General features: G+C 63.2%; 25 protein-coding genes. 11 read left to right on the top strand and 14 right to left on the bottom strand.

The window, feature by feature from the left end:
* Positions 1-11: 11 nt before the first annotated feature.
* Positions 12-1,007, bottom strand: coding sequence for an NUDIX domain-containing protein (locus F561_RS30320; RefSeq protein WP_019010263.1), 996 nt, complete (start codon positions 1,005-1,007; stop codon positions 12-14).
* Positions 1,008-1,098: 91 nt separating this feature from the next.
* Here F561_RS30320 and F561_RS0112250 point away from each other — a divergent pair, with 91 nt between their 5' ends.
* From F561_RS0112250 to F561_RS27225, 3 genes are all read left to right on the top strand, one after another.
* Positions 1,099-2,385 (top strand): aminotransferase class I/II-fold pyridoxal phosphate-dependent enzyme, encoded by a 1,287-nt coding sequence (locus F561_RS0112250; RefSeq protein ID WP_019010262.1) that lies wholly within the window; start codon positions 1,099-1,101, stop codon positions 2,383-2,385.
* A 156-nt stretch (positions 2,386-2,541) separates the two neighbouring features.
* Positions 2,542-2,946: a hypothetical protein gene (locus F561_RS0112245; protein WP_019010261.1), complete on the top strand. Its 405-nt coding sequence runs from the start codon at positions 2,542-2,544 to the stop codon at positions 2,944-2,946.
* A 2-nt stretch (positions 2,947-2,948) separates the two neighbouring features.
* Positions 2,949-7,901 (top strand): DUF4132 domain-containing protein, encoded by a 4,953-nt coding sequence (locus F561_RS27225; protein ID WP_019010260.1) that lies wholly within the window; start codon positions 2,949-2,951, stop codon positions 7,899-7,901.
* 115 nt (positions 7,902-8,016) lie between these two features.
* On the opposite strand, the gene F561_RS29980 is transcribed toward F561_RS27225, so the two are convergent.
* The 8 genes from F561_RS29980 to F561_RS0112200 all read right to left on the bottom strand — a co-directional run bounded on the left by F561_RS29980 (position 8,017) and on the right by F561_RS0112200 (position 14,750).
* Positions 8,017-8,745 (bottom strand): TM2 domain-containing protein, encoded by a 729-nt coding sequence (locus tag F561_RS29980; protein WP_019010259.1) that lies wholly within the window; start codon positions 8,743-8,745, stop codon positions 8,017-8,019.
* Between the two features lie 71 nt (positions 8,746-8,816).
* The gene (locus F561_RS0112230) at positions 8,817-9,845 is read right to left on the bottom strand and encodes an AAA family ATPase (RefSeq protein WP_019010258.1); all 1,029 of its coding nucleotides are present in this window, start codon (positions 9,843-9,845) and stop codon (positions 8,817-8,819) included.
* On the bottom strand, positions 9,838-10,413 hold the full coding sequence (locus tag F561_RS0112225; protein WP_019010257.1) for a nicotinamide mononucleotide transporter family protein: 576 nt from the start codon (positions 10,411-10,413) through the stop codon (positions 9,838-9,840). Before F561_RS0112225 ends, F561_RS0112230 begins: the two co-directional genes overlap by 8 nt.
* The gene (locus tag F561_RS0112220; RefSeq protein ID WP_051096908.1) at positions 10,410-10,871 is read right to left on the bottom strand and encodes a hypothetical protein; all 462 of its coding nucleotides are present in this window, start codon (positions 10,869-10,871) and stop codon (positions 10,410-10,412) included. The genes F561_RS0112225 and F561_RS0112220 overlap by 4 nt, the downstream gene beginning before the upstream one ends.
* A gap of 17 nt (positions 10,872-10,888) precedes the next feature.
* The gene (locus F561_RS0112215) at positions 10,889-11,515 is read right to left on the bottom strand and encodes a macro domain-containing protein (protein ID WP_019010255.1); all 627 of its coding nucleotides are present in this window, start codon (positions 11,513-11,515) and stop codon (positions 10,889-10,891) included.
* Positions 11,515-12,912, bottom strand: a complete 1,398-nt coding sequence (locus F561_RS0112210; protein WP_019010254.1) for a nicotinate phosphoribosyltransferase — start codon at positions 12,910-12,912, stop codon at positions 11,515-11,517. Before F561_RS0112210 ends, F561_RS0112215 begins: the two co-directional genes overlap by 1 nt.
* A gap of 91 nt (positions 12,913-13,003) precedes the next feature.
* On the bottom strand, positions 13,004-13,480 hold the full coding sequence (locus F561_RS0112205; protein ID WP_019010253.1) for a hypothetical protein: 477 nt from the start codon (positions 13,478-13,480) through the stop codon (positions 13,004-13,006).
* A 175-nt stretch (positions 13,481-13,655) separates the two neighbouring features.
* Positions 13,656-14,750 carry a bifunctional nicotinamide-nucleotide adenylyltransferase/Nudix hydroxylase gene (locus F561_RS0112200; protein WP_019010252.1) on the bottom strand — a complete coding sequence of 365 codons (1,095 nt, stop codon included), beginning with the start codon at positions 14,748-14,750 and terminating at the stop codon, positions 13,656-13,658.
* 135 nt (positions 14,751-14,885) lie between these two features.
* On the opposite strand from F561_RS0112200, the gene F561_RS0112195 reads away from it, so the two are divergent.
* From F561_RS0112195 to coaD, 4 genes are all read left to right on the top strand, one after another.
* The gene (locus tag F561_RS0112195) at positions 14,886-15,401 is read left to right on the top strand and encodes a type III secretion system chaperone family protein (RefSeq protein WP_019010251.1); all 516 of its coding nucleotides are present in this window, start codon (positions 14,886-14,888) and stop codon (positions 15,399-15,401) included.
* Positions 15,402-15,625: 224 nt separating this feature from the next.
* Positions 15,626-16,069: a hypothetical protein gene (locus F561_RS0112190; protein ID WP_019010250.1), complete on the top strand. Its 444-nt coding sequence runs from the start codon at positions 15,626-15,628 to the stop codon at positions 16,067-16,069.
* Between the two features lie 158 nt (positions 16,070-16,227).
* A complete protein-coding gene (locus tag F561_RS0112185; protein ID WP_019010249.1) occupies positions 16,228-16,857 on the top strand; it encodes an RsmD family RNA methyltransferase in 630 nt (209 codons plus the stop codon).
* The gene (gene coaD, locus F561_RS0112180) at positions 16,854-17,399 is read left to right on the top strand and encodes a pantetheine-phosphate adenylyltransferase (RefSeq protein WP_019010248.1); all 546 of its coding nucleotides are present in this window, start codon (positions 16,854-16,856) and stop codon (positions 17,397-17,399) included. Before F561_RS0112185 ends, coaD begins: the two co-directional genes overlap by 4 nt.
* A gap of 104 nt (positions 17,400-17,503) precedes the next feature.
* On the opposite strand, the gene metK is transcribed toward coaD, so the two are convergent.
* The 3 genes from metK to F561_RS0112165 form a co-directional block, all read right to left on the bottom strand.
* Complete coding sequence (gene metK / locus F561_RS0112175) at positions 17,504-18,802, bottom strand: methionine adenosyltransferase (protein ID WP_019010247.1); 1,299 nt, start codon at positions 18,800-18,802, stop codon at positions 17,504-17,506.
* Positions 18,803-19,001: 199 nt separating this feature from the next.
* Positions 19,002-19,487 (bottom strand): DUF3809 domain-containing protein, encoded by a 486-nt coding sequence (locus F561_RS0112170; RefSeq protein ID WP_019010246.1) that lies wholly within the window; start codon positions 19,485-19,487, stop codon positions 19,002-19,004.
* 31 nt (positions 19,488-19,518) lie between these two features.
* Positions 19,519-19,770 carry a DUF3248 domain-containing protein gene (locus tag F561_RS0112165; RefSeq protein ID WP_026298853.1) on the bottom strand — a complete coding sequence of 84 codons (252 nt, stop codon included), beginning with the start codon at positions 19,768-19,770 and terminating at the stop codon, positions 19,519-19,521.
* A 95-nt stretch (positions 19,771-19,865) separates the two neighbouring features.
* On the opposite strand from F561_RS0112165, the gene F561_RS0112160 reads away from it, so the two are divergent.
* Positions 19,866-20,150, top strand: coding sequence for a hypothetical protein (locus F561_RS0112160; RefSeq protein WP_019010244.1), 285 nt, complete (start codon positions 19,866-19,868; stop codon positions 20,148-20,150).
* 65 nt (positions 20,151-20,215) lie between these two features.
* Positions 20,216-20,737, top strand: a complete 522-nt coding sequence (locus tag F561_RS0112155; protein ID WP_019010243.1) for a hypothetical protein — start codon at positions 20,216-20,218, stop codon at positions 20,735-20,737.
* A gap of 99 nt (positions 20,738-20,836) precedes the next feature.
* Here the strand turns inward: F561_RS0112155 and F561_RS0112150 are convergent, their stop codons facing one another.
* Positions 20,837-21,304 (bottom strand): peroxiredoxin, encoded by a 468-nt coding sequence (locus F561_RS0112150; RefSeq protein ID WP_019010242.1) that lies wholly within the window; start codon positions 21,302-21,304, stop codon positions 20,837-20,839.
* A gap of 228 nt (positions 21,305-21,532) precedes the next feature.
* Between F561_RS0112150 and F561_RS0112145 the strand changes: the two genes are divergently transcribed.
* A complete protein-coding gene (locus tag F561_RS0112145) occupies positions 21,533-21,769 on the top strand; it encodes a hypothetical protein (RefSeq protein WP_019010241.1) in 237 nt (78 codons plus the stop codon).
* Between the two features lie 108 nt (positions 21,770-21,877).
* On the opposite strand, the gene F561_RS0112140 is transcribed toward F561_RS0112145, so the two are convergent.
* Positions 21,878-22,084: an alkylphosphonate utilization protein gene (locus F561_RS0112140; RefSeq protein WP_019010240.1), complete on the bottom strand. Its 207-nt coding sequence runs from the start codon at positions 22,082-22,084 to the stop codon at positions 21,878-21,880.
* Positions 22,085-22,422: 338 nt separating this feature from the next.
* Here F561_RS0112140 and F561_RS0112135 point away from each other — a divergent pair.
* On the top strand, positions 22,423-22,660 hold a 238-nt coding region (locus F561_RS0112135; protein WP_019010239.1), incomplete at its 3' end, for a transposase.

The raw sequence follows: 22,660 nt of genomic DNA, 5'->3' as shown, positions 1-22,660 counted from the left end.
TTCGCGTTCATTCACCCCAGCCCGAACGCCCCCCGCACCCCTTCCCGCGCGTAGGCCCCCGCCCATTCCCCTTCTCCCGGCAGGTCATCCGGCCCCACCCACCGCGCTTCGGCAATTTCCCCGGCAGGTAGGCGCAGATCGGGTAAGCGCAGGCTTCCGCCAATGCCCTCGGCCCGGAAGATGACCCCCACCGGGTCAGTGATGCTGCCCGCCGCATCCTGCATTCGGAATCTGGTCCCCGACTGCATGAACAATGGAATCAGTCGCGCTGCCGTGAGGCCCGTTTCTTGTCGCAGGGTGCGGGCGGCGCAGGCTTCAAAGCTTTCGCCGGGTTCCATGCCGCCCCCCGGCAGTGCCCAACGGCCCGTGTTGGCGTGCCGAAGCAGCAGCAAGCGCCCAGATTCATCCAGAACCTGAACGCTGGTCCCCGGCAGCAGCAGGGGCCGTGTTCCCGCCGCTGCACGCAAAGACTTCGCATAGTTGCCAGTGACCGGAGGAGGCACAGGCACGGGCAACAGCGGCAGCGACGGCAACCCCACCCGCGCCCGCAGCAGATTCATTTTCACGATGTTGGCATTGGCGCTGATGGGCGGCAGGTTGTCCAGCTCGAACCACGCCAGAGCCAGTGTTTCGCCGCTGTCATCGGGGGCGGCGTGGGCCAGTGCAGTGGCGGGCAACGTGCCCTGTGCCCGCATGCCCACCATGTACACCTGATGGCCGTTGGGGTAGCAGTGGTACAACTCCGGCCCGCTGACCAGACCATCCGGCAACTCCATCAGGTGCAGATCGGGGCAGACCAGCCCGGTTTCTTCCAGCAGTTCTCGGCGGGCGGCCTCCAGAAAGTCTTCGCCGGGTTCCACTGCACCGCCGGGGGTGCCCCACAGACCATCGTCGCCGCGTTGTTGCAGCAAAATCCGGCCCCGTTCATCCAGAAGAATCACGCCGATGCCGACGGCAAAGAGTGGAGCATTGCCCCAGACGGCACGCAGGTCGGAAAGATAGCCCATGCGCCGGAGTCTAGCGGGGGCGAGGCAGCGTGCCCTGCAAGTTGTCCTGCTTGCACCCTGTGGGCAGCGGCCCTTTCCCCTAGCATGGGGTATGACCGACGCGCCCACCCGCCCTCCTGTTCTGGAGACGCCTGCTGCCGATCCCTCTACCGAATGGAGCTACGAAACCGCCGCCGTGCAAACCGGAATCGGGCGCGGCCTCGGCGTCACCATCGGTATTCCGGTCCACCACGCCGCCGCTTTTCAGTTTGAAACGCTGGAGCAGGCGCAGGAAGAATTTCAGCTCAACACGGGCCTGAGTTACGCCCGCCTGCAAAACCCCACCGTGCGGGCGCTGGAAGAACGCCTGACTGCATTGGAAGGCGGCGCAGCCACGATTGCGCTGTCCAGCGGGCAGGCCGCCACCCTGACCACCATCATGAGCGTGTGCCGCGCCGGGGATCATGTGGTGTCCACGGCCAGCCTGTTCGGGGGCACCTCGGGCATGCTGAACAACATCCTGCCGCTGATGGGCATTTCTGCGACCCTGACGGCCAATACGCCCGACGCGGTGCGGGCGGCCATGCAGCCCAACACCCGGCTGGTGTGGGCCGAAACCCTTAGCAATCCAGCTGGAGACGTGCCCGACATGGCCGCCTTTGCCGACATCGCGCACGCGCACGGGGCGCTGCTGGGCATCGACAACACCTGCGCGGGCGTGGGCTTTCTGTGCCGTCCACTGGAACACGGCGCGGATATCGTGTCCCAGTCGCTGACCAAGTGGGCGGGCGGGCACGGCGGGGTGCTGGGCGGCAGCGTCACGGTGGGCACCGGGCACGACCTCAGCCGCAATCCCATCTATACCGAGGGCGGAGAAAACAGCGTGCTGAACGTGCGCGGCGACGCGGCCCTGTCCTGGCGGCAGCGCTGGTTCGGGGCGCACCAGTTGGGCATGAATCTGGCCCCCCAGAATGCCCACCAGATCGCGCAGGGTCTGGAAACGCTGGCGCTGCGGCTGGAGCGCGAATCGGCCACGGCACTGGCGCTGGCGCACTGGCTGGAGGCCCATCCCGGCGTGGGGCGCGTCAGTTATGTGGGCCTGCCCGGTCATCCCTCGCACGCCAACGCCCTGAAGGTGCTGCGGCACGGCTTCGGCGCGGTGCTGACCTTTGAAGTGCCTGACCCCTCGGCCTTCCTGCCCCGCCTGCGCGTGCTGCGAATTGCCCCCAATCTGGGCGATACCCGGACGCTGGTGGTTCACCCGTGGACGACCACGCATGGCCGCATTGCCGAGCCTGCCCGCTACGCCGCCGGAGTCACGCCGCGCACCATCCGCATGAGCGTGGGTCTGGAGGCGCTGGCCGACCTGCAGGCCGATATCGCGCAGGCGCTGGGCTAGCCTCACCCGGAGGGCTGTTCCTGCCTTTCCACCCCGCATTTCCAAAAAAACATAAATGAAGCTTGGGCAAACGCTGGATCAGGTTTGCCCTGCTGTCTATATTCTGCTATAAACGTAATTGAGTATCATAATCCAATTCGCTTCTCCGAGGTTCCCATGATTGTCGAAACCAAGATTGTTGGCCGCCGAATCCCGCTAGAACGCCGCCCGCTGGAACTTGTGAGCGAGGTGGAGAACCTGCGCGGCCTGCTGGAACAACTGGTCAGGGCCGAGGTAGACGGCTACAACGGGCGGCAGGCCAGCGTGGGGGTGCTGCGCGTGCTGACCGAGCGCGAGCTGGATGCGGGCGCGGCGGCAGGCAAAGTCAGCGTGGGGCCGCAAGCTGCCGCGCCCACTGCCGACCCCGACGAGGCCGTTGCGGTGGCGCTGCGGGCTTACGGCGACGGCATGTATTTCGTCTTCGTGGACGACCTTCAGATCATGACGCTGGATGAACCCCTGAGTCTGCGCCCCGACAGCACGCTGATGCTGCTGCGCCTCACCCCACTGGCGGGCGGTTAAGCATGACCAGCCCCGCTCTGAACGGTCAGACCCTCGATGTTTACCTCGGCACGTTTCGCAAGGCGTGGAAGCCCGCCTATGACCGCCGCGCCGCTGCCCTGCCCCCGGCCCAAGCCCAGCAACTGGCCTTCCTGCGGGCCGACACGGGCACGGGCTACAACCCCAACCATCTGGCCGAGCGCCTGACGTTCCTCAAAGAACAGTTGGCCGCCCCCAGTCCCCAGCGCACAGCCCTGCTGGAAGTCCTGTTTCCCCAGATTGCAGACACCGTAGAACGCGCCGTAGACACCTTTCTGACCCGCCATACCTACACGCAGGGCTACACGCGGCGGGCCTTCCGTGCGCCGGGGCAACCGCAACAGGCTGAGCGGGCCGCCGCGTGGGTCTGGACGCTGTGGAGCCTGACCCGCGAGTACCCGCAGGATGTGGAGTGGTTCGCTGTTCACGCGGGGCTGCTGGGCTGGCAGGCCGACCATCTGGGCTGGCTGCTGGCACAGGCCATAGACGACGGCAACGAGGCCGTGTTCGAGGTGCTGGCGCAGACCGCCGCCACACAGCATCCGGTGGCCCGCATGGGGCGGCACGTCACGCGGGCGTGGCTGGTGTCGGCGCGGCCCGATGCCTGGGCGCTGGCCGAGGGGTTGCTGCTGGCCGCCCAGCGTCAGGAAGGGCTGAGGCAGGTCATTCTGGAAAGCATCGACGAGGCCCACCCCGACGCCTTCGTGCGGATGCTGCACCTGATCCTGAAAGAAGACCTGCTGCGCTTTGCCGCCACCGTGCGGGCCGCTGACGTGTGGTTCGGCCTGAATTACGACGTGACCGACCTCAAGCGCCTGCGCCCACTGCTGATCCAGGCGAGCGGCTTTCTGGACGACCCGGCACAGGCGCGGGCCGCCGTTGCCACCGGAAGCGGGCAGGAGGCATTTCTGGCGTTCTACACGCTGGCTATGCGGAACGCGCCCGAAGCTGCCGCCCTCGCTCTGGGCCTGCTTCAGCCCACGCCCGACCCCGACCCGGAACGCCGCATGGCCGCCGCCCGTTTCCTGCTGGACAGCGACCTGTACCCCTCCGCCGAGCTGCTGTTCTTGCTGGACGACCCGGAACTGAGAATCGGCGCGATGTACCTGAGTCAGCACGGCTATACCACCGACCCCATAGACGCCAAATTCGAGCGGATCGAAGCCTACGCGCTGCGCCTGTCAGATGCCCCCAAATCGGCCAGCCCAGACGCCACCCACACGCCGCTGCTGTTTCCGTGGTTGGGCCACCTGCCCAGCCGGGTAGACGTGCTGGACAGCCTGCCCCGGCATCTGGGGACGCGGCCTATCGGCGTGCTGCTGGCGCACCTGCCCGCCATGAGCGGTTCCGGGCGGGGGGCGGTGCTGGGAGCCATCGGGGAACGGGCGCTGGACGGGCGGGAAGTGGACGGGAAAATCGTGGCGACCACGCCTGTGGTTCTGGACGCCCACAGCCGCGCCGCCATTTTCACGCTGCTGCAGGACCGCTCCTCAGCGCTGTCTCAGGAGGCCGTGAGCCTGATAGACCGCCTGCTGAAGCACGGTTTGACGCTGGAAGAAGGCGAGACACTGGAGCTTGACGCCCTGCTGAAGCGCAAGGGGGCCGATCTGCGCCGGGGCGTGCTGAAACTGCTGGGCCGCGACCCCGCGCAGGCCAGAGCCAGTGCCCTGCGCCTGCTGGCCTCGCGTACCGGAGAGCAGCGGCAGGCGGGATTACAACTGCTGTTGCTGCATGGACAGGCCACCGATCTGCCCGCCGAGTTCGTGCCGCGTGGACAGGCCGAAGAATCTCTGCACGCCGCCCTGATCACGCCCGATGCCGCCCTGACCCTCAAAGATGGCCTCGGGTTGTTCGATCCTGCACAGCGCACGCAGCCGCGCCCGGTAGCTGCCCGGCCCCGGCCCTATACCGCTGTGCTGGCACGCGGCGCGGAACTGCTGACCGCGCTGGACGAGCTGGCCCACACCCACCGCGAAACCCCGGTCACGGGCGAGGGCTGGGACGGCGAGGAAGTGCGGCTGCTGGGCAATCTGGGCTACTGGTACGGCGAACAGTTTCCGCTGCCCGATCTGTGGCTGACCTTCTGGCAGAACCGCGAGAATCCGCAGGACGACGATGTGACCGCCCTGATGTGGGCGGTGCGCCGCCACCGAACGCCAGCCGGAGCCGCCGCGCCGGAAGAACCCGAAGACCTTGATCTGGAAGCGCTGCTGGAAGAAGACGAACAGGACGCCGACGACACAGACGACATAGACGACGAACTTGATGACGGCGAAACGGAAAAACTCGCCCTGACCGACCAGATTCTGGAAAGTATGTTCGGCCCACCTGTGATGCTGCCCGCGCCGCTGCGGTATGCCTCGCTGGTTCAGCGGATGCTGCCGCTCTTGGCGCGTCAAGCCACTCCCGCCGACGTGGATCTGGCGCTGGACGTGTGGGAAACCCAGTTGGCGATGATACCCACCGACGCCGAACTGCAACCCAACCGCTACGGCTGGCGCGGCGACGATCCCCGCGACGGGCTGCACTCGCCCCACTTCCTGCCCTTGAGTTGCTGGACGTTGCCCCAGCGCGAGCGGCTGTGGTGGCTGAGTCTCTATCAAAATCAAGCCTTTCCCAAGCTGGCGCGGCGGCGGCCCGATACGGCGCTGCTGCTGGAAGCCTACGCACAGGGCTGGGCCAACCACACCGACCTGCTGGACGCCCTGATCGGTGATCCCGGCGAGCGTGAGGGCTATTCCAGCTACAACAACTTTTCCGAATTGCGCCGGTATTCGGGCCGCAAACCCGATGAGCGCCTGCCGACCCATCCCGACTGGGTGGCCGCCGTGAACACCGTGCGCGAGCGGGTGTTGGCTGTAGAACTGGAACGCGGCGACCTCGAAACGGCGGCCAGCACGCCTGCTCTGGCGCTGGGCTGGGTCAGTGGGGCGGCGTATGCGCTGCGGGCGCTGGCGGCGCTGGGCAAAGAACCGCTGCGGCGCGGCTACACGGGCAGTAACGAGAGCCGCCCCAACGTCCTGAGCCACCTGATCCGGGTGTCTTTTCCGGCGGCCACCGATACGCCCGAATCCTTCGCGGCGGCGGTGAAGGCGCACGGCATCCCCGAAGGCCGCCTGCTTGACCTTGCCATGTTTGCGCCCCAGTGGGCCAGATTGGTGGCGGCGGCGCTGGGCTGGAAGGGGCTGGAAGGCGGCGTGTACTGGCTGCATGCCCACACCCGCGACACGAGCTGGTCGGTGGCGCAGGACGTGCGGGAAGCGTGGGAGGCCGAAATCAGCGAGCGCACCCCGCTGACGCCGCAGGAATTGCTGGACGGCGCGGTAGATGTGGCGTGGTTCCGGCAGATGTACGCCGAACTGGGCGCGGCCCGCTTTGCCAGCCTGCTGGACGCCGCCAAATACGCCTCCAGCAGCGGCGGGCACAAACGCGCCGAACGCTTTGCCCGTGCCCTGCTGGGCGAACTGCCGGAAGAAGAACTGACCGGGGCCATTGCTGCCAAACGCCAGCAGGACAGCGTGCGGGCGCTGGGGCTGCTGCCGCTCAGCCGGGGCAAGCAGAAGGGCGCGGCGCAACTGGAAGGCCGTTACCGCGTTCTGTCGGACTTCCGGCACTCGGCACGGCAATTCGGGGCGCAGCGGCAGGCCAGCGAACGCCTCGCCGCCGATATCGGCATGCAGAATCTGGCCCGGACTGCGGGTTACGCCGACCCGCAACGCCTGCGCTGGGCGATGGAAGCGCGGCTGGCCCCCGACTGGACGCGGCAGGCCGATGTAGAGGGCGTGCAGGTGGGTCTGAATCTGACCGCGCAGGGAGAGGCCAGCCTGTGGGTGCGGCGCGGCGAAAAACCGCTGAAAAATGTGCCCGCTGCCCTGACCAAGCACCCTGAAATCGTGGCGATCAAGGCCACCCTGACCGAACTGAGCGCCACACGGGGCCGAATGCGGGCCGCCCTCGAAGAAGCGATGGTGCGCGGCGACCTGTTTACGCCGCAGGAACTGGCGCAACTGGGCCAGCATCCGGTGATTGCTCCGCTGCTGCGGGCGCTGGTGTGGGTGCAGAACGAGGCGGTGCTGGGCTGGTGGCAGGGCCAGGAATTGCAGACGCTGGAAGGCCCGCAGCCCACCGCCGACCTCGCGCTCAGGATTGCCCACCCGCACGACCTGTTTGCTTGCGGGCAGTGGCGGCAATGGCAGGCGCAGGTCATCGAACACGGCATTCAGCAGCCGTTCAAGCAGGTGTTCCGCGAATATTACCCGCTGACGCCCGCCGAACAGGGGGCCAAGCGCTCGGCCCGCTATACCGGGCATCATGTCCAGCCCTCGCAGGCGCTGGCGCTGCTCAAAGCTCGCGGCTGGGTGGCGGTGCATGAGGAAGGCATCCGCAAGACCTTTCACGCCGAGGGCATCAACGTGTGGCTGGATACCTCGCTGGCCTACACCACGCCCGGAGAGGTGGAGGGCACGCCGCTGGACGGAGCCTATTTCACCTCCCGCGAAAGTGGCGAAGTGCTGGCGCTGGCAAGCGTGCCCCCGCGCCTGTTCAGCGAAACCATGCGCGACCTCGATCTGGTGGTCAGCGTGGCGCATGTGGGCGGCGTAGACCCCGAAGCCAGCCAGAGCACCACCGAAATGCGGGCTGCCCTGGTGGGCGAAACCGTGCGCCTGCTGCGGCTGGACAACGTGCGCCTGCAAGATCAGCACGCCCTGATCGACGGCGCGTTTGCCCGCTACAGCGTGCATTTAGGGTCGGGTAACGTGCATCTGCTGCCGGGTGGGGCGCTGTGCGTGGTGCCCGTGCACAACCAGCAACAGGGCCGAATCTTCCTGCCCTTTGCCGACCCCGACCCGCGCACCGCCGAAGTGGTCTCCAAGGTGCTGCTGTTTGCCCGTGACCGCGAGATTCAAGACCCCACGATTCTGGAGCAGTTGCGGTAAGGGGCGGGGTGAGGGGCCACCAGTGAGCGCCCCGGTCTACCCAATCAACACAGAAAAGGACGCTTGGGCCATTGCTCCAGCGTCCTTTTCTGTGTTGTATTCGGAACTCAGAGCTTTACAGCCACTCCTGCTTGCCCCGCACATACTTGGCCTCGAATTCGGCGTCCGATTTGGTGAGGTACAGGATGCCCTCGATCAGGCCCAGAATGCTGACGGCCAGCGGAATCAGGAAGAAGATGGCTCCGACGATAATCAGCGATCCGATCACGCCGAGAATCCAGCCGCCGATGGTGGCCGCGAGCATGATCACGCCCGCCCGCGTCATGCCCAGATAGAACTTGTGAATCCCGAGGCTGCCCAAAAAGATCGCCAGCAATCCCGCGATTAGTTTTTTGGTGCTGGTGTCTGCCGAGGCCATCTGATTCAGGCCACTTTGCACCGAAGATTGCACGGAGGCCTGAGCCTCTGACCAGAGCTGCGAGGACGTGGGCGGCGGATTGGTCTGACCCATCGGCGTCTGGCCCATCGGTGCAGGCTGAGGCGTGGGCGTGGAGGCATAGGCCGTTGGCGCGGGCGTGGTCTGGCTGCCCGTCACCTGCCCGAACGGATCGTCGCTGCGGTAGGGCGTGTGGGTACTGGGCGCGGCTTCCGCGTGCTTGCCGAGGTTGACGCTGGGCTGAGTAACATTTGGCTGGGTCATGCTCGGCTGGGCTGCCGGAGGACTGATGGGCGCGGCTTTGGTATCAAAGCTGTCGGCCCAGTGCGGCGCATTGCCGGAGGTGGCGTCGGCAGAGGAAGCGGGTGCGTCGGATTTCGGGCCGGGGCTGTTCGGGTCGTTCGTCACAATCGGGCCTCCTGGGTGTGCTGCTGTTACCTTGAATGATGACCCGGCGGCTTGCAAGACCTGATCTTTATCTACTGCCCCAACAGGCCGCGAACCTGCTGCACCCGCGCTTCTACGCTGCCCGTGACCTCGGTGAAGGCCGCGCCCCGCGTACCCAGATCCTGCCGAATAAAGCCCTGCTGCACGGTTCGGACTTCGGTATTGGCCCGCCAGCCGTCCTGCTCGTGCGGCAAATCGGGGGCACACAGCAGGGTGTGGGCGTAGCGGGTGCGGCAGGCATCGGCCAGCGCGTGCAGTTCAGGCAGGGCCGTGCCCGTCAGCAGATAAGACCACATCAGCGTGGTGGCGGCGTGCGTATCGCAAAACACCCAGCGGCAAACGCCGGGAGCGCGGGCGGCTTCGTCCTCCAGAGCGCGGTGGCCGTGCGCGATTTCCAGAAAATGCTCGGGCGTCAGCACCCCGTTTTCTCGCTCGTACACGTCGCGCCCGTATTCGCGCACCCAGCTTGTGCCGAGGCTCTCGCCCAGTGCCCGCGTCAGGGTGCTTTTGCCGGTGCTTTCCGCGCCCAGCACGGCCACCCGCTCCACGAAATGGGCGTAGACGTGGGGTTCGAGGAAGGCCCGCTGTCCATGCACATCGGCCCGGAGCCGCGTCCCAGACACCGGAACCACCACCCGCGCCGCGTCCACGCAGACATGCACCGCGCCCAGTTCGGCGGCCAGCGCGTCGCCGTAGCTTTCGGAGGTGAACACCGCGTCTGGTTTGCTCCAATCGAGTTGTGCTGCCCAACCGTCCAGCACGGCCCGCACGTAGGCGCGGTGGGTGGCGTCGGGTGCAGAGTTCAGTGGGGGGCCATCAGGGGTACTGGGGGCGTCGGGCAGCAGGTGCAGGCCCGGAAACAGCCGCGCCGGAAACGCCTCCCGAATCCAGCCCCGGCGCAGGGGCGAGGGCATGGGGGCAAAGTCGGGCCGGGAATACACCCACACGCTGACCCGCTCGCACTGCTCCAGCGCCCGCTCGATCAGGAGGCGGTGGCCCAGATGAAAGGGGGCAAATTTGCCGATGATCAGGCCGTGTTGGAACCGTCCCGATTCAGGCAAGGGCCACCGTCCGGGCCTCGTCGCGCCGCCACGCCTGCCAGCCGTACACGCTCATGGCCCCCAGCACAAATTGCAGCCCGAACAGTACCCAGTATTCGGTGTGCCAGAAATACACGGCCTGCACCGCATTCACGGCGATCCACACAGGCCAGGACCACGCCCAGCGCCGGGTGGTGGCAAAGTTGGCGATCAGGGCCAGCGACACCGCCGCAAACTGCACCCAGTTCCACGCCGCCGAAAAGTCGGTGACGGCGATGGTGTAGGCAAAAATCAGCAGACTGGCAACCCAAGTCACGCCGTACCACAGCGGTTCGTTGAAGCGAATTTCGCCCCGCTTGCGCCGCGCTTCCAGATGCCACAGGTACAGGCCGTGAATACCGAAAATCAGGTACGTGACCTGAAGGCCCGCCAGCAGCCATTGCCCGCCGCCCACGAACAGCAGGAAATACGGCAGCAGCGACGCATTCGACCAATGCCAGTACGTGCTGGACTTGCTCCAGAGGTAGTACAGGCTGATCAGGACGCACAGACCGCCCGCGAGGTCGAGGGCAAGTGGGGGAATGGTCATATGACTCCTTCGGGCAAATGCGTCACTGAATCAATTGCCCCCGTATATCTCTCGCCTGCAAAGTGCGCCACCACGCGAATTGGCCCGGTGATGGCGGCATTGAAGGCGTCCAGTTCCTCTGCCGGAACCCAGAGTTCCTGATGAATGCCCTCTGATCCGACCACCTGAATCTCATAGCGGGTCGCCACTTCTGCCTGCACCTCAAATTCGGTCACGTAGCCCACAGGCGGGGTATTGCGTTTCGCGTTCCAGTCGCGGGCAATCTCTTCGGCATACGGGCGGTTCAGCACCGGATAGAAGATCGGCTGATCGGGCAGGCGCGGCGGAAAGGCCGCCCACTGGCTCGCGGCGATCAGGGCCAATTCATGCTCTCCAACGGGCCGCCAAAGTGTGACGGTCTGGCTCACTTCCGGCCAGGGCAAGGTGCGTTCGGCGTTGGTGGGGAAGAGGTTTCTCATCCAGGCCTCTGAGCGGGTCATAGATCGCCTCGAATCATTTGACTGTGCCAGCCCACAGCATCGCTGAAGTGCCCAAACTTGGGCTTCTTTCCCAGAACCACCACGTCGTAGGCGGCCTTCATCTGTTTGGCGCATACCTCGACGGGAAGGCGGCCTATGGCGGTTCCTAGACCCGGACAAAGCAAACTGTGGATGGGCATTGCTTGTGTTCGGTTGTGTTCGCGCACCGCTCTGAGAACAGCCCGGAAGGCCAGATAGGCATTCGGCGTATGGACGATGGACGAGGGAACACGCATGGTCGGCGCACTGATCAGCCACGGATACTCAAAGTCGCCCGTCTGAAGCATGATCGCCTGTCCGACAGGAAGTTCCCCGTCGTGTTGCTCGAAAATAATGTCCTGAAGCTGAAAAGACACCTGCCAGCCGAGGCGGTTGCTGTAGGCGAGATCAATTCCACCATCCATAAACCCAAAACTGTTGGCCGGACTGACAATGGCATCGGCTGGAGTTCGGAAAATATCGCCATGCTCAATCTCAACATTGGGAATATCCCGGAAATATTCCTCCCAGACCGAGATCAAATCAGTCTTGACATCTCGCAAAGTGATTTTGACTTCTGGAAGAGGAAGCCCCGTCTCACTCATTACGCCCGTCCCCTAACCTCATCCAGCGTGTCCCGTACCAAGATTTCCCCATCCCGGTACACCGTTCTCATCAGGCTGCCGGGGAAGTCGGTATCGAAGGTCTTGTACGCCTTCGTCACCATGCGTCCGTTTTCCTGCACCAGGTCCAGCACGCCGTCTTTGCTGCGTTTGCCGGGGTCGGTCACGGGGTCTTTGTAGATGCCCCGGTATTCGCCGTCGATCAGGCCCGCGCTGGCTTTGTAGGCAAAGCGTTGGGTGTCGCGGTCTACCTTTTGCAGCAAGGCTCCGCCCATGCCAAAGGCCACGTTTTCGGCGCTGTAGCCGTCTACCACCAGGTTTTGCAGAATCTGGCGGATGGTCACTTCGTCGATGCCGTCGCCCTGAAGCACGCGCACATGGTTCAGCACCTTGAAGCCCCTGGAATTGGTGGTGGTGCCGAATTTGGCGGCCAGAGCATTCACGGCAAGGCGCACCATCGCGGGCGGTTCGCCGCTGTCTGGGCGCACCACCAGGGTTGCGCCGCTGTCGATCACTTCCTGGCGCAGCGTTTCGCCCCAGTGCACGTTGATGGCGTATTTCAGGTCGTAGGAGTCGCTGACCACCGCATACAGCCCGCCGGGTTTGCCAAATTGCCGAATCATGTTGCGGTAGGCGTCTACCTCATGCTCCTTGCCCCAGCTCGTGATGGTGCTGTGTTCGGCGGCGGGAATGCTGAAGGCGGCCATGTCTGCGCCGTAGTGATTGCGGGCCACACGCAGGGCTTCCAGCGTATCGCTGCCCTGAAAGTTGATCAGGTGTGCCAGGCCGCCCAGACCCGCGCTTTCGCGGCTGCTGACGCCCCGGCTGCCAAAATCGTGCAGCTTGAAGGGCAGTTCTTCGGCGGCGCGGTCACTGGTTTCTTCCAGTGCAGCGCGGATAATTTCGCGGATGTGATAGCTCTGGGTGGCAACGGTGGTGGGATACCAAACCCGCATGAGCATCGTTTCAAACCAGCCCACCAGCCAGGGCAATTCGGGGTCGGTGTTGGTCACGCTCATCAGCACGTTGTGAATCGGCACCAGCGTTCCTTCGGGCACGGCCCGGATTTCCAGCGGCAGTCGCCCGCCGTGTACGTTCACCACCCGCATCCAGCCGTCGTAGGGAAAGGGTTCGCCGTGCGCTTCGATCAGGTCGCGGGCTTCTTCCACCATCGGGGCCGTGATGCGCCGCGTCAGGTAGCGGTCCAGCAGGTATTGCAGCCCAAAAAAGCGCGTGACCGGATACCGCCCGCCGCGCGATTCGAGGTAGGAAAACAGCCGCGTCGTGCCTGCTGGATACTGCAAAAAGTGACTGCTTTTGTAGCTGTCGGTGTCCAGAATCAGGTTGTCGTCGGCCAGCAGGTGCAGTGGTGTAGTCATGGTCAGGCTCCTTGGATGGGAAAGAGGTGGGTTTGCTGTCTCATAATCTAAAACTATAATTATTAGAACGGTGAGTTTTTGGAGCCTGTTTCTATCCTCTTTGCCGTACCCGGAAGCCCCGCCCGGATTCGTAGTAGGGCAGGCCCCACACCTCCAGAGCCTGGCTGAGCGGGGCATCGACCCAGAACCGCCGCAGATGCAGATACAGCAGATTCAGACGCACCACTTCACAAAATTCAGCGTAGTTGACGTCTGCGCTGGGCGTAGGTGCAGCCATTGGATAGATGTGGATTCGCTCGCCGTGCCTGACGGCGGTTCCTTCTTCGCGCAGATTCACGCCGCCGCCTTCCCGGTTCAGGTTCAGCAGGTGGGGCAAAAAATCCAGATCAGAGTCCTGTAGCCAACTGGCATTCAAAAACTCAGTGAGAGCATGCACGGCGCACGCCTGACCTCTGGTTTTTAAAATCACTCTGTGCGGATAATGCGGCCCAGCCCGCTCAGGCCAGCGCCTGATTTCGCTGATGCTGATGGAATCGAGACTGAGTTGCCAGACGGTAGGATTCGCCATGCTTCCCCAAGTAAGCCGGGTGTTCGCGGCTCAGTGCTGCCCTGGAACATTGGTCAGAAACGTTGCTTGTTGTCCAAAGGGGGAGAGCGAATTTGAGAGAGCATCGGGAAGAATGGCAGTGCTACTGGGAGCGTCAGAGGTCTCGTTTGCTGAGGCTCCAAGTTGGGTCATTGCTCTAACCGCGCATCAAAAAGTGCTCGATGATGGCGTGGTGGTCTTCAAAAAAGAGTTCCGGGTGGGCCAGCGCCTCACTCATCGGGAGCCAGAAGGCGTCGGCGGCGTCGCTGGCGGCCCGCAGCACCGGCAATTGCCCGATACCTAAATCGAAGTGATAGGCGTGCGTGATGGTGCGCCCGCGCTGGCTGCGGTCCGGGTAATCGAAGACGGCCTGAGCGCGGAGGGATGCAGCCAGATTCACGCTCTCGCTGAGGCCGGTTTCCTCGTGGGCCTCGCGCACGGCGCAGTGCAGTAAGGTTTCGCCGGGTTCCAGAAAACCGCCCGGCATGGCGAGGCGGCCCCGGCCTGGTAAGCCTGCCCGCCGCACCACCAGCACATGCCCGCTGCGCGTGATCACGGCGTCGGTGGTCACGAACACCGGGGCAAATGGGGCGTCTTTCCAGGCGGCGCGGTAGGCCTGCAAGTACTGGTATTCCCCCTGCAATTCGGCATATTCGGGCAGGGCGCGGAAGGCTTCCAAAAAGGCGTGGACAGCGGGCGGAACCATGCCGCGCACGTCTTCCAGGCGGTCTTCAAAATAGGCTTTGCGAACGTCGGTGGCACTCAGCAGGCTGACCACATGGGTCGGAATGAATTCCCAGGCGGGAAAGGAACGCAGGTAGTAGCTGCTTTCATCCTTGACATGACCGATCAGGGCCACGTCGCTGCTGCCGTGGGTGTGGGCCTGCACGCCGCGCTGTACAGCTCCCAGCCACAGTCCCTCGTTGTAAAAATAGTCCCGGACATGCACGAACAGCAGCCGTGAACGCTTGATGCCGACCTCTTCCAGCATGGCCGTGAGCACCGCTTCCCGTTCGGAGGCCGTAAAGGGATTTTTGGTGTTGCGGGCGGCCTCGGCGCTGCCGATCACCACGATCAGCTTCTGCACGCTCTCCAGCGCCTCCTGCATTACCAGCAGGTGGGCCAGATGGGGCGGCTCGAACCGGCCGATGTACACGCCGAAGGTGCGCTTGCGGGTGCGGCCTGAACTGGGTGCCGATGGAGTGGTTTCGCGGACCGATGCGGAGGGTGGGTCGGAGGGCAGCAGGGTCATGCCTCACAATGCACAGACCCTATCGTGTGAATCATGAGTGTGATGAGCCGTGTAGCAAGGAAAGCAGAAGAGGAGGCCCCCAACACCCCCGACATCTGCGGCAACGGGGCGGCAAAAATGCCGTAATGTGACCCTATGAAGACAAAGCCAGTGAATAAGGTGCTCCTGTCGGCAGCCGCTCTTCTCCTCACCTCTGCACTCGGCGTCGCCTCTGCCGGGGGAGCCGCTGCGCCCACGGTGGGCGGCACTGGTCAGGTTCAGGCGGCCACACCCACCAGTGTGGCCGCCGCTCTGCGCGAGGCGGGTTACAAGGTCACTGTGAACCCCGCCAATCCCGATGAAGACCCCAGCCTCAGCGTCACGGCGGGCGATTACGACATCGACATGTGGTTCAGCAACTGCAAGAACAACGTCTGCACCCGCGTCACTGCCAGCATGTACTGGGATTACAGCGACGACGAAGACAGCATCGACAGTGAAGTTGCCAACGAGTGGAACAGCAACTACTACACGCAGGCCTATGTCTACGAAGGCAGCTATTACCTCGATGCCACCATGATCATTGCGGGTGGGTACACCAAAACGGCCCTCAAAGCATGGATGACCGAGTACCTTGATGATGTCGAAGCATTTGAAGGCGAATTGCCCTGAAGATTGTTCTGAATTGAGCCTGCTCAGATGAGCGCCGTTTGCCCTGTGCATCCGGCGCTTTTTTCGGTTGATGTTGGCCCAATCTTTAGGACAGCTTGGCCTGCCCTTCAATTTGCGGGCGGGGCTACTCTTGCCGAGCTCGGCAGCGTTGCAGCATGAAGTCACATTCTGAAGACCAAACCAAACACTGCCCTGTGGTGTGGTGAGGTCTGGAGGTTCTACCCATGAAACGAATCCTGATGCTTTCTGCTGCTGCCGCTGTCGCCCTGTCTTCTTGCAGCCTGATCGACCGGAGCGTCGGTACCAACTACACCCTGGGCAAGCAGCCTGCCGCCGCCGACCTGAACCCCGTGGGCGGCGTAAACGTGCGCCGCAGCGATATGGTCATGACTGCCGCCCGCGTGACGGGACTCAAGGCCGACACCTACTACGTGGCCCACTACCACGTTCAGGGCACGGCCAGCGCCGATCCCTGCAAGAGCGGCGGCGCACCCATCATGGCAAGCATGATCGTGGGCAAGACCGACAGCAGCGGTTACCTCGCCCTCAACGGCGAAGTGGCGGCCAATGTGGTCACGGCAGCTACCTACTTCAACATTCACACCGCGACGGGTGCAGACGGCACGCCAGCCGATGCGGGCGTGGCCTGCACGGGCGTTCGCCTCTAACCTCAGGACTTCATCTGTAGGGCGGCTCTCCAGGTGGGGGCCGCCCTCATTTTGGCCTGGCCTGTTTTGGCTGGGCATGTGCCTGTGCTCCGGCTGCGTTACCCTGCACGGATGAACCACACGTTTTCAGCTTCTATTTTTATTGGCCGGTCTGACTTATGAGTCTGCGTATTCTGGGCGGCGTTGCCAAGGGCCGGGAATTGCAGGTGCCCGAGGGAGCGCGGCCCAGCAATGTCCGCATTCGCAAGAGCCTGTTTGATCTGCTTGCGTCGCGCCTGCCTGCTGGCCCGCCTCCCGGACTCCGATTCTTGGATATGCATGGTGGCAGCGGCGCAATCGGTCTGGAGGCGGCCAGCCGGGGTTATTCGGTCACGCTGATCGAAATGAACCCGCGCGGCGTACGTACGCTGGACGAGAACGCCCGCGCCGCGCAGCTGAAGGTACGAATCCTGAAAGGGGACGCCGAGAGCCTCCTGCCCGCGCTGGGAAGCTTTGATGTGGTGTTCAGCGACCCGCCCTATGCTCAGGATATTCCCCGGCTGGCGGCCTCGCTGCTGAAAGGCCAGATCGTGGCTCCCGGCGGCCTGCTGATCTGCCAGCACCCTGACCGCTGGGAACGCGTGGCCCTCAACCTTCCCGACCATCCCGCCTTTGACCGCGAGCAGCGCGACTACGGCAGCAACATCCTGACCATCTATGAGCGCCGGGAAGAGGCAGAACAGGAAGAGGGGGAAGTGGCCGCAGAGAACACCGACGCGCCCGAACCGGGTAGCATCCAGACCACATGAACGCCGTTTTTCCCGGATCATTCGACCCCATCACCAGCGGCCATATGGACGTGCTGACGCGGGCCGCCAAAATCTTCGACCACGTGACCGTGACCGTGATGCACAACGCCCGCAAGACCGGACGCCACCTGTTCAGCCTCGAAGAACGGCTGGAGATTTTGCGCGAGGCCACCGCCCACTTCGACAATGTCAGCGTAGACAGCTTTGGTGGGTTGCTGGTGGATTACATGCGCCAGCAGCAAAAAGGCATCATCATTCGCGGTCTGCGGGCCGTGTCGGACTACGAATACGAACTCCAGATTGCGCACCTGAACCGGCAGATTGGTGAGGTGGAAACTGTATTCATCATGGCCGCGACCCGCTGGAGCTTTGTGAGCAGCAGCATGGTGCGCGAAATCGCCAGCTACGGCGGAGACATCAGCGAGATGGTGCCGCGTGCCAGCGCCAACGCCCTGCGCCGCATCCACGCCGACGTATACGCCGAACGCGAGGCCGAAAAGCTGGAAACCCAGTTGCGGGTCGAGGGTGGGACAGCGGGGTAGGGAAGGCAGTGGGCCAGAGTTAATTTCTACTCTCCACCCCATAACAACAGAGGGGCCAGAAGACCGGGTATTCCCCAGCTTCTGGCCCCTTTGTCGGTCAGTTCTTAGCCCAGCACAACTTCGGCCTGAGCTGCTGCTTTCAGCGCCCCGGCCTTGTGGGTCGCTTCCCACGGGAACCCGTCGCGGCCAAAGTGACCGTAGGCGGCGGTTTGCGCGTAGATGGGGCGGCGCAGATCCAGTTCGGCAATGATGGCCTGCGGGCGGGCGTCGAAGTGGGCGGCCACCAGCGCGGCCAGAGCCTCGTCGCTGACGGTGCCGGTGCCGTAGGTATCCACGCGCAGGCTGACCGGGTGGGCGCGGCCAATCGCGTAGGCCACCTCCACCAGTGCCCGCCGCGCCAGCCCCGCCGCCACGATATTTTTGGCGACAAAGCGGGCGTAATAGGCGGCGCTGCGGTCCACCTTGGTGGGGTCTTTGCCGCTGAATGCGCCGCCGCCGTGGGGCACCGCTCCGCCGTAGGTATCCACGATAATTTTGCGGCCCGTGAGTCCGGTGTCGCCGTGCGGCCCGCCGATCACAAAACGGCCACTGGGATTGATGAAAAACTTGGTGTCGCCGTTTAGCAGTTCCGCCGGAATCACGGCGCGAATGACCTGTTCGATCATGTCGATGCGGATCTGGTCCTGCGAGACGTGTTCGTCGTGCTGGGTGCTGATCACCACGGTGTCTACCAGCGTTTCGGTGGCCTCGTGCGGCTCTCCGTCACGCACCACCGTCACCTGTGCTTTGGCGTCGGGACGCAGGTAGGCAAAGTGCAGGGCGGCAGTGTCGGCGTCGCTCAGGCTCTGGCCTTCGGGCAGTTCGGCCTGCCGGGTCTGCGCGGCAATGGCAGCCTTTCTTAACTCGGCCAGTCGCCGCGTCAGCTTGTGCGCCAGAGAAATCGGCAGCGGCATCAGCTCCGGCGTTTCATCGGTGGCGTAGCCGAACATCAGGCCCTGATCCCCGGCCCCCACTTCCGAATAGGCGTTCTGGGGCAGGGCACGCTCAGCAGGCGTCATGGCCCGCCATTCTTCGGAGTGATCCACTCCATCTGCAATTTCGGGCGACTGCTCATGAATGGCGACCAGTACGGCGCTGTACTCGGCATCGAAGCCGTAGTTGGCGCGGGTGTAGCCCACCTGCTTCACGGCCTCCCGCACTGTTTTCTGGATGTCTACGTGCGCGGTGGTGGCCCGCACCTCGCCCGCAACGACGGCCATGCCTGTGGTCACCAGCGTTTCCACAGCCACGCGACTTTCCGGCTCCAGCCGCAGAAACTCATCCAGAATCGAGTCTGAAATAAAGTCTGCCAGCTTGTCCGGGTGCCCTTCCGATACCGACTCCGACGTGTAAAACTTCCGCATACGTTCTCCTGGCGGGGCGGGGGTGCGTCTCACAGAACTGAGGAAACTACCTGGAGAGGATGTCGCCTGCGGCCCCGCCCGGCCCGGCCCGCACGGTGGCAGACCAGACGCCCTGCAGGGTAACGCAAGGTCGGGGGTCAGAACAGGGACGAATTTCAGGTAGGCGCGGTGGATTGCAGGAGGTCAGGGATGCGGGACGTTACTGGGCTTCGGCCTGCGCTGCCAAGGCCGCCCCGATGCCCTGCGGCAATTCCCGCGCCACCCGCTCCAGCGTGCGCCCAGCCGCCGCCCGCACCATTTTCTCAAAGGCTGCGCCGCCCCAGCCCTCAGCTTCGGGCGTAGCGAGGTGGGCCACAAAATGAAAGTGGAAGGTGATCAGGCCCGCGCCATCTGCCGAGGCCGTGCCGCTGACCTCCACCCAGGCCCGCTCGCCCGTAATAGGCTGCGGCGTCAGCGTTGCCCCGTCCGGTACGAGGTGCAGCAGGCTGAAAAAGGGCAAATCCACCTCGCCCAAGACAGGCACAGGCACGATCAGTTCTCCGCGCACGCCCTCAGGGTTGCCCTCCAGACCGCGCAAAAAGCGCACCCGCGACAGGGCCAGCGCCGGATCGCGCACAAAGGCCAGCGCCGCCGCCTGTCCGTGTGGGTGGGGGAGGGCAAAACTCTGCTGGGCTTCCAGAATCATGCGTTGCGTTCCAACGATAGGGTCGGCAGGTTCAATCGACCCACTCGATGACCACGCGGCCCGCCTGCATGGCGTCTTGCAGTTCGGTGTCGTTGGCACTGCGCAGGCGGGGCAGGTGGGCAAAGCGCGGCGTGGCCGAGGCAAAGCCCAGCCGCACTACGATCTCGTCACTTACGTCGTCCTTGCCCATGCGCCACACCAATTGCCCGCCCAGCGACTCCAGATGCCGGGTGAGGTCTGCGGGCAGGGCAGAAGGCAGGGGCGGGTCAGGCGCGTCCGTCATGGAGCCATTGTAAAGCGCCCGGACCGGGATAGGCTGCACAAGCATCAGCTTTTGCCCCATTGCAGCCGCAGCGTGGGTAGGCTAGAACAGACGGCATGACTGCCCCCGAACTGCGCTGGCGTGACCTGGAAACCCGTGTGGGTCTGGATTCTTTGCCCGAGTTTCACCGGGCTTTTTTGGCTTGGCGCGGCGTAGAAGGCGTTGCAGACATGCCCCTGCGCCGGGTAGGGCAACGGGTGGAAGCTGAACTGAACCGCATGGTGTTGCAGGGTCTGACCCGCAAGGAAGACGACGACTGGGCACTGATTCCCGGTGCGCTAGAGGGCTTTGAGGCCGCTGCACCCTTCCTGCCTGAGGCACCAGATGGCCTGCCCGTCTAAGCCCATTGGCCCATTTTCCTCATTTCTTCCCCACCAAAGCTTCATTCTCGTCTAAAATACCGAGCGTGAAAAAGTTCCTGTTTGCCCTGGCTCTTCCCGCCCTGCTCGCTTCCTGCGCTCCCACGATGATGGGCACTCAGGCTTACAACCCTATCTTGCTGACAACTCCGTTCTCGGCAGTTCGTGTGGCCCCCGGCCAGACCGTGTTTGTGCAGGTCAAATATCCCAGGGGCATGCTGGGAGTCAGCGACAGCTTGTTCGATGCAGTTGTCATTGATTTTGATAAGCGTGGAACTACGGGTGAGATCTCTTCCGCCGAAAACCGTGCCGATTGGCTAAAAATGACGGCCTCTGACCTCCCCAAAGGCGTGAATGTCCAGCTTGTTCAAGCGGGCCTGCTCAAAGACATTAGCCGTACCAAAGAAAAGGCTGCCAGTGTCGAAGTCAATTACTCGGAAATCGTGCGGGTCGTTCTGAAAGTGACCGCTGACCAAGACGCCGAACTGGGCAGCAAAATTGCCGACCTTAAGTTCACTGGTAACGGCGTGGACGACAACGAGATGCTTTCGCTCTCAGTTGAGAAGTAAGGTTTCAGGCTCCCTGTTGGTGTAACCGGGTCATCATCAGAAAAGAGAGACAGCCATTCATACGCTGTCTCTCTTCTTTGTCTGGCTCCTGCACAGGTTCTATACCCCTCTGCGCTTTACCTCTTCCAGTACTGTCGCCGCGTCGGTGGCTGGGTCAACCCCGTTCCAGTGCTGGGCAATCCGGCCCTGCGGATCGATCAGAAAGGTTTCGCGCCTTGCCATCTGCACTTCTTCTCCGGGCAACAGGTCGTCCAGCACGCCAAAGAGACGACTCACGGTGTGGTCGGTATCTGAAATCAGGGGAAAATCCACTTTACAGATATCCCGGAAGACCAGTTGCTGTTTGCGTGTATCGCTGCTGACGCCCGATAGCGTTATGCCGTGGGCCGCAAATTCGCCGCTGAGTGCCTGATAGCGCCGCGCCTGCATCTGGCAGTGGGTGGTGTTGGCACGGGGAAAAAAGAAGATGACACGCCAGCCGCCGCTGTTCTGGGTGAAACGGTAAGGCCGGTCTTGGTCAGTTTGGGCGGTGAAATCGGGAACGAGGTCGCCAGTGGTCAGAGACATGCCTTCAGTGTAGGAATTCGGCTTTACTCTGGGATGACAACTCTGTGGGAGGGGAAGAGACGCACTGGGCGTCCTTCTGGCTTGCCCGATTTGCCATGAGCCGACTGGATGCAAGGGACGAGTTTTTGGCGTCTGGAACGACGAAAACTGACAAAATAATCTATCTGTTTCCGTGGGGTGTAACGTCATCCTCGCAATCAGGGCCGAAGTCTCTGCTACGTTGTTAGGGTGATCAAAGACGACATGGCTATTCATGCCGGGGTGCCAGAAAAGGCCATCAAGGCTGCCCTCAAACAGTTTGACCTAGAAGCCGACCTGTCCGGCGTCACGTGGGATCTGGCCCGCAGCCGACCGGGCCGCCCCACCAAGGTGTATTTCGAGGCAGAAGAGATGTCTCAGATTCAGGACGCCAAGAAGAAACTGGAGCAACTGCTCAACGACAGCGGGTTTGATCTGTACCCCTGAACGCCCATTCATACAGCTTTTACAGTTCAAAAATCAGAGACAGTGTCTTCGCATGGACGCTGTCTCTGGTGTTTCTATCGTGTGTGCCGCCAGGAGTGTAGAACGCCGCTAGACTTTCTTCAGAAACATCGTTTTCAGCACCAGCGTCCCCCGTCCATCCTTCACCTCGATGCTGTCTTCACTGTCTGTGACGCGAATGCTCTTGAATGTCTTGCCGCGTTTGAGGTCGGTGCCCCCTTTGACTTTCAGGTCCTTGATGACCATCACGCTGTCGCCGTCTTGCAGAGTATTGCCGTTGCTGTCTTTGAGGATCATGAAATCTCCTTAAAAAGTTTGTGCCTAAGCCGTGTTTGATGTGTGTGCCCAAAAATTAGGGTTGAAGAATGCAGTGCGGGGCGCAGCGCCAGAGCAGCATCTGGGGAAAGTCATACGGACTCCGCTTCATTCAGCCACAACCTTGATTGCCACCGCTTGCGGCTCCCTTGTCGTGAACAGAGAGGAGTGGCGTGGTCAACTGCGTCCGTTCACGACGATACTCGCCTGAGTAAGCCACTCCTCCATCTCGTGTAGCCCGTCTCTTTGCCTGTCCGCTCTAGAGATCATCCGGAAATTGGTTACGGTAGCGAGGCGAGGACGACTGGCATCCTGAATGAATGCGGTTGACGGACGAGCAATGGGCCATCCTCGCCCCCCTCCTTCCTCCCCCTCAGAAGCAGACCCGCCGCGGACGTCCGCGGCGGGGTGACCAAGAGCTGCTTGAAGGCATCCTATGGGTTTTGCGTACTGGTGCGCAGTGGGCGCAACTCCCCCGGCCGGACTATCCGCCCAAATCCACCTGTTTCGAGCGTTTTCAAGAGTGGAATGAGCGCGCCGTGTTTCCGAATGTTCTGG

The organism is Deinococcus aquatilis DSM 23025 (assembly GCF_000378445.1).
In the GTDB taxonomy this organism is placed as follows: domain Bacteria; phylum Deinococcota; class Deinococci; order Deinococcales; family Deinococcaceae; genus Deinococcus; species Deinococcus aquatilis.
Note: the sequence above shows the minus strand (reverse complement) of the source record. Positions and strands in the feature narration are given on the sequence as shown.

Coding starts and splice junctions, on each gene's coding strand:
- F561_RS30320 (WP_019010263.1), bottom strand. CDS start 1,007: ATGGGCTATCTTTCCGACCTGCGTGCCGTCTGGGGCAATGCTCCACTC.
- F561_RS0112250 (WP_019010262.1), top strand. CDS start 1,099: ATGACCGACGCGCCCACCCGCCCTCCTGTTCTGGAGACGCCTGCTGCC.
- F561_RS0112245 (WP_019010261.1), top strand. CDS start 2,542: ATGATTGTCGAAACCAAGATTGTTGGCCGCCGAATCCCGCTAGAACGC.
- F561_RS27225 (WP_019010260.1), top strand. CDS start 2,949: ATGACCAGCCCCGCTCTGAACGGTCAGACCCTCGATGTTTACCTCGGC.
- F561_RS0112225 (WP_019010257.1), bottom strand. CDS start 10,413: ATGACCATTCCCCCACTTGCCCTCGACCTCGCGGGCGGTCTGTGCGTC.
- F561_RS0112220 (WP_051096908.1), bottom strand. CDS start 10,871: ATGAGAAACCTCTTCCCCACCAACGCCGAACGCACCTTGCCCTGGCCG.
- F561_RS0112215 (WP_019010255.1), bottom strand. CDS start 11,515: ATGAGTGAGACGGGGCTTCCTCTTCCAGAAGTCAAAATCACTTTGCGA.
- F561_RS0112210 (WP_019010254.1), bottom strand. CDS start 12,912: ATGACTACACCACTGCACCTGCTGGCCGACGACAACCTGATTCTGGAC.
- F561_RS0112205 (WP_019010253.1), bottom strand. CDS start 13,480: ATGGCGAATCCTACCGTCTGGCAACTCAGTCTCGATTCCATCAGCATC.
- F561_RS0112200 (WP_019010252.1), bottom strand. CDS start 14,750: ATGACCCTGCTGCCCTCCGACCCACCCTCCGCATCGGTCCGCGAAACC.
- F561_RS0112195 (WP_019010251.1), top strand. CDS start 14,886: ATGAAGACAAAGCCAGTGAATAAGGTGCTCCTGTCGGCAGCCGCTCTT.
- F561_RS0112190 (WP_019010250.1), top strand. CDS start 15,626: ATGAAACGAATCCTGATGCTTTCTGCTGCTGCCGCTGTCGCCCTGTCT.
- F561_RS0112185 (WP_019010249.1), top strand. CDS start 16,228: ATGAGTCTGCGTATTCTGGGCGGCGTTGCCAAGGGCCGGGAATTGCAG.
- coaD (WP_019010248.1), top strand. CDS start 16,854: ATGAACGCCGTTTTTCCCGGATCATTCGACCCCATCACCAGCGGCCAT.
- metK (WP_019010247.1), bottom strand. CDS start 18,802: ATGCGGAAGTTTTACACGTCGGAGTCGGTATCGGAAGGGCACCCGGAC.
- F561_RS0112170 (WP_019010246.1), bottom strand. CDS start 19,487: ATGATTCTGGAAGCCCAGCAGAGTTTTGCCCTCCCCCACCCACACGGA.
- F561_RS0112165 (WP_026298853.1), bottom strand. CDS start 19,770: ATGACGGACGCGCCTGACCCGCCCCTGCCTTCTGCCCTGCCCGCAGAC.
- F561_RS0112160 (WP_019010244.1), top strand. CDS start 19,866: ATGACTGCCCCCGAACTGCGCTGGCGTGACCTGGAAACCCGTGTGGGT.
- F561_RS0112150 (WP_019010242.1), bottom strand. CDS start 21,304: ATGTCTCTGACCACTGGCGACCTCGTTCCCGATTTCACCGCCCAAACT.
- F561_RS0112140 (WP_019010240.1), bottom strand. CDS start 22,084: ATGATCCTCAAAGACAGCAACGGCAATACTCTGCAAGACGGCGACAGC.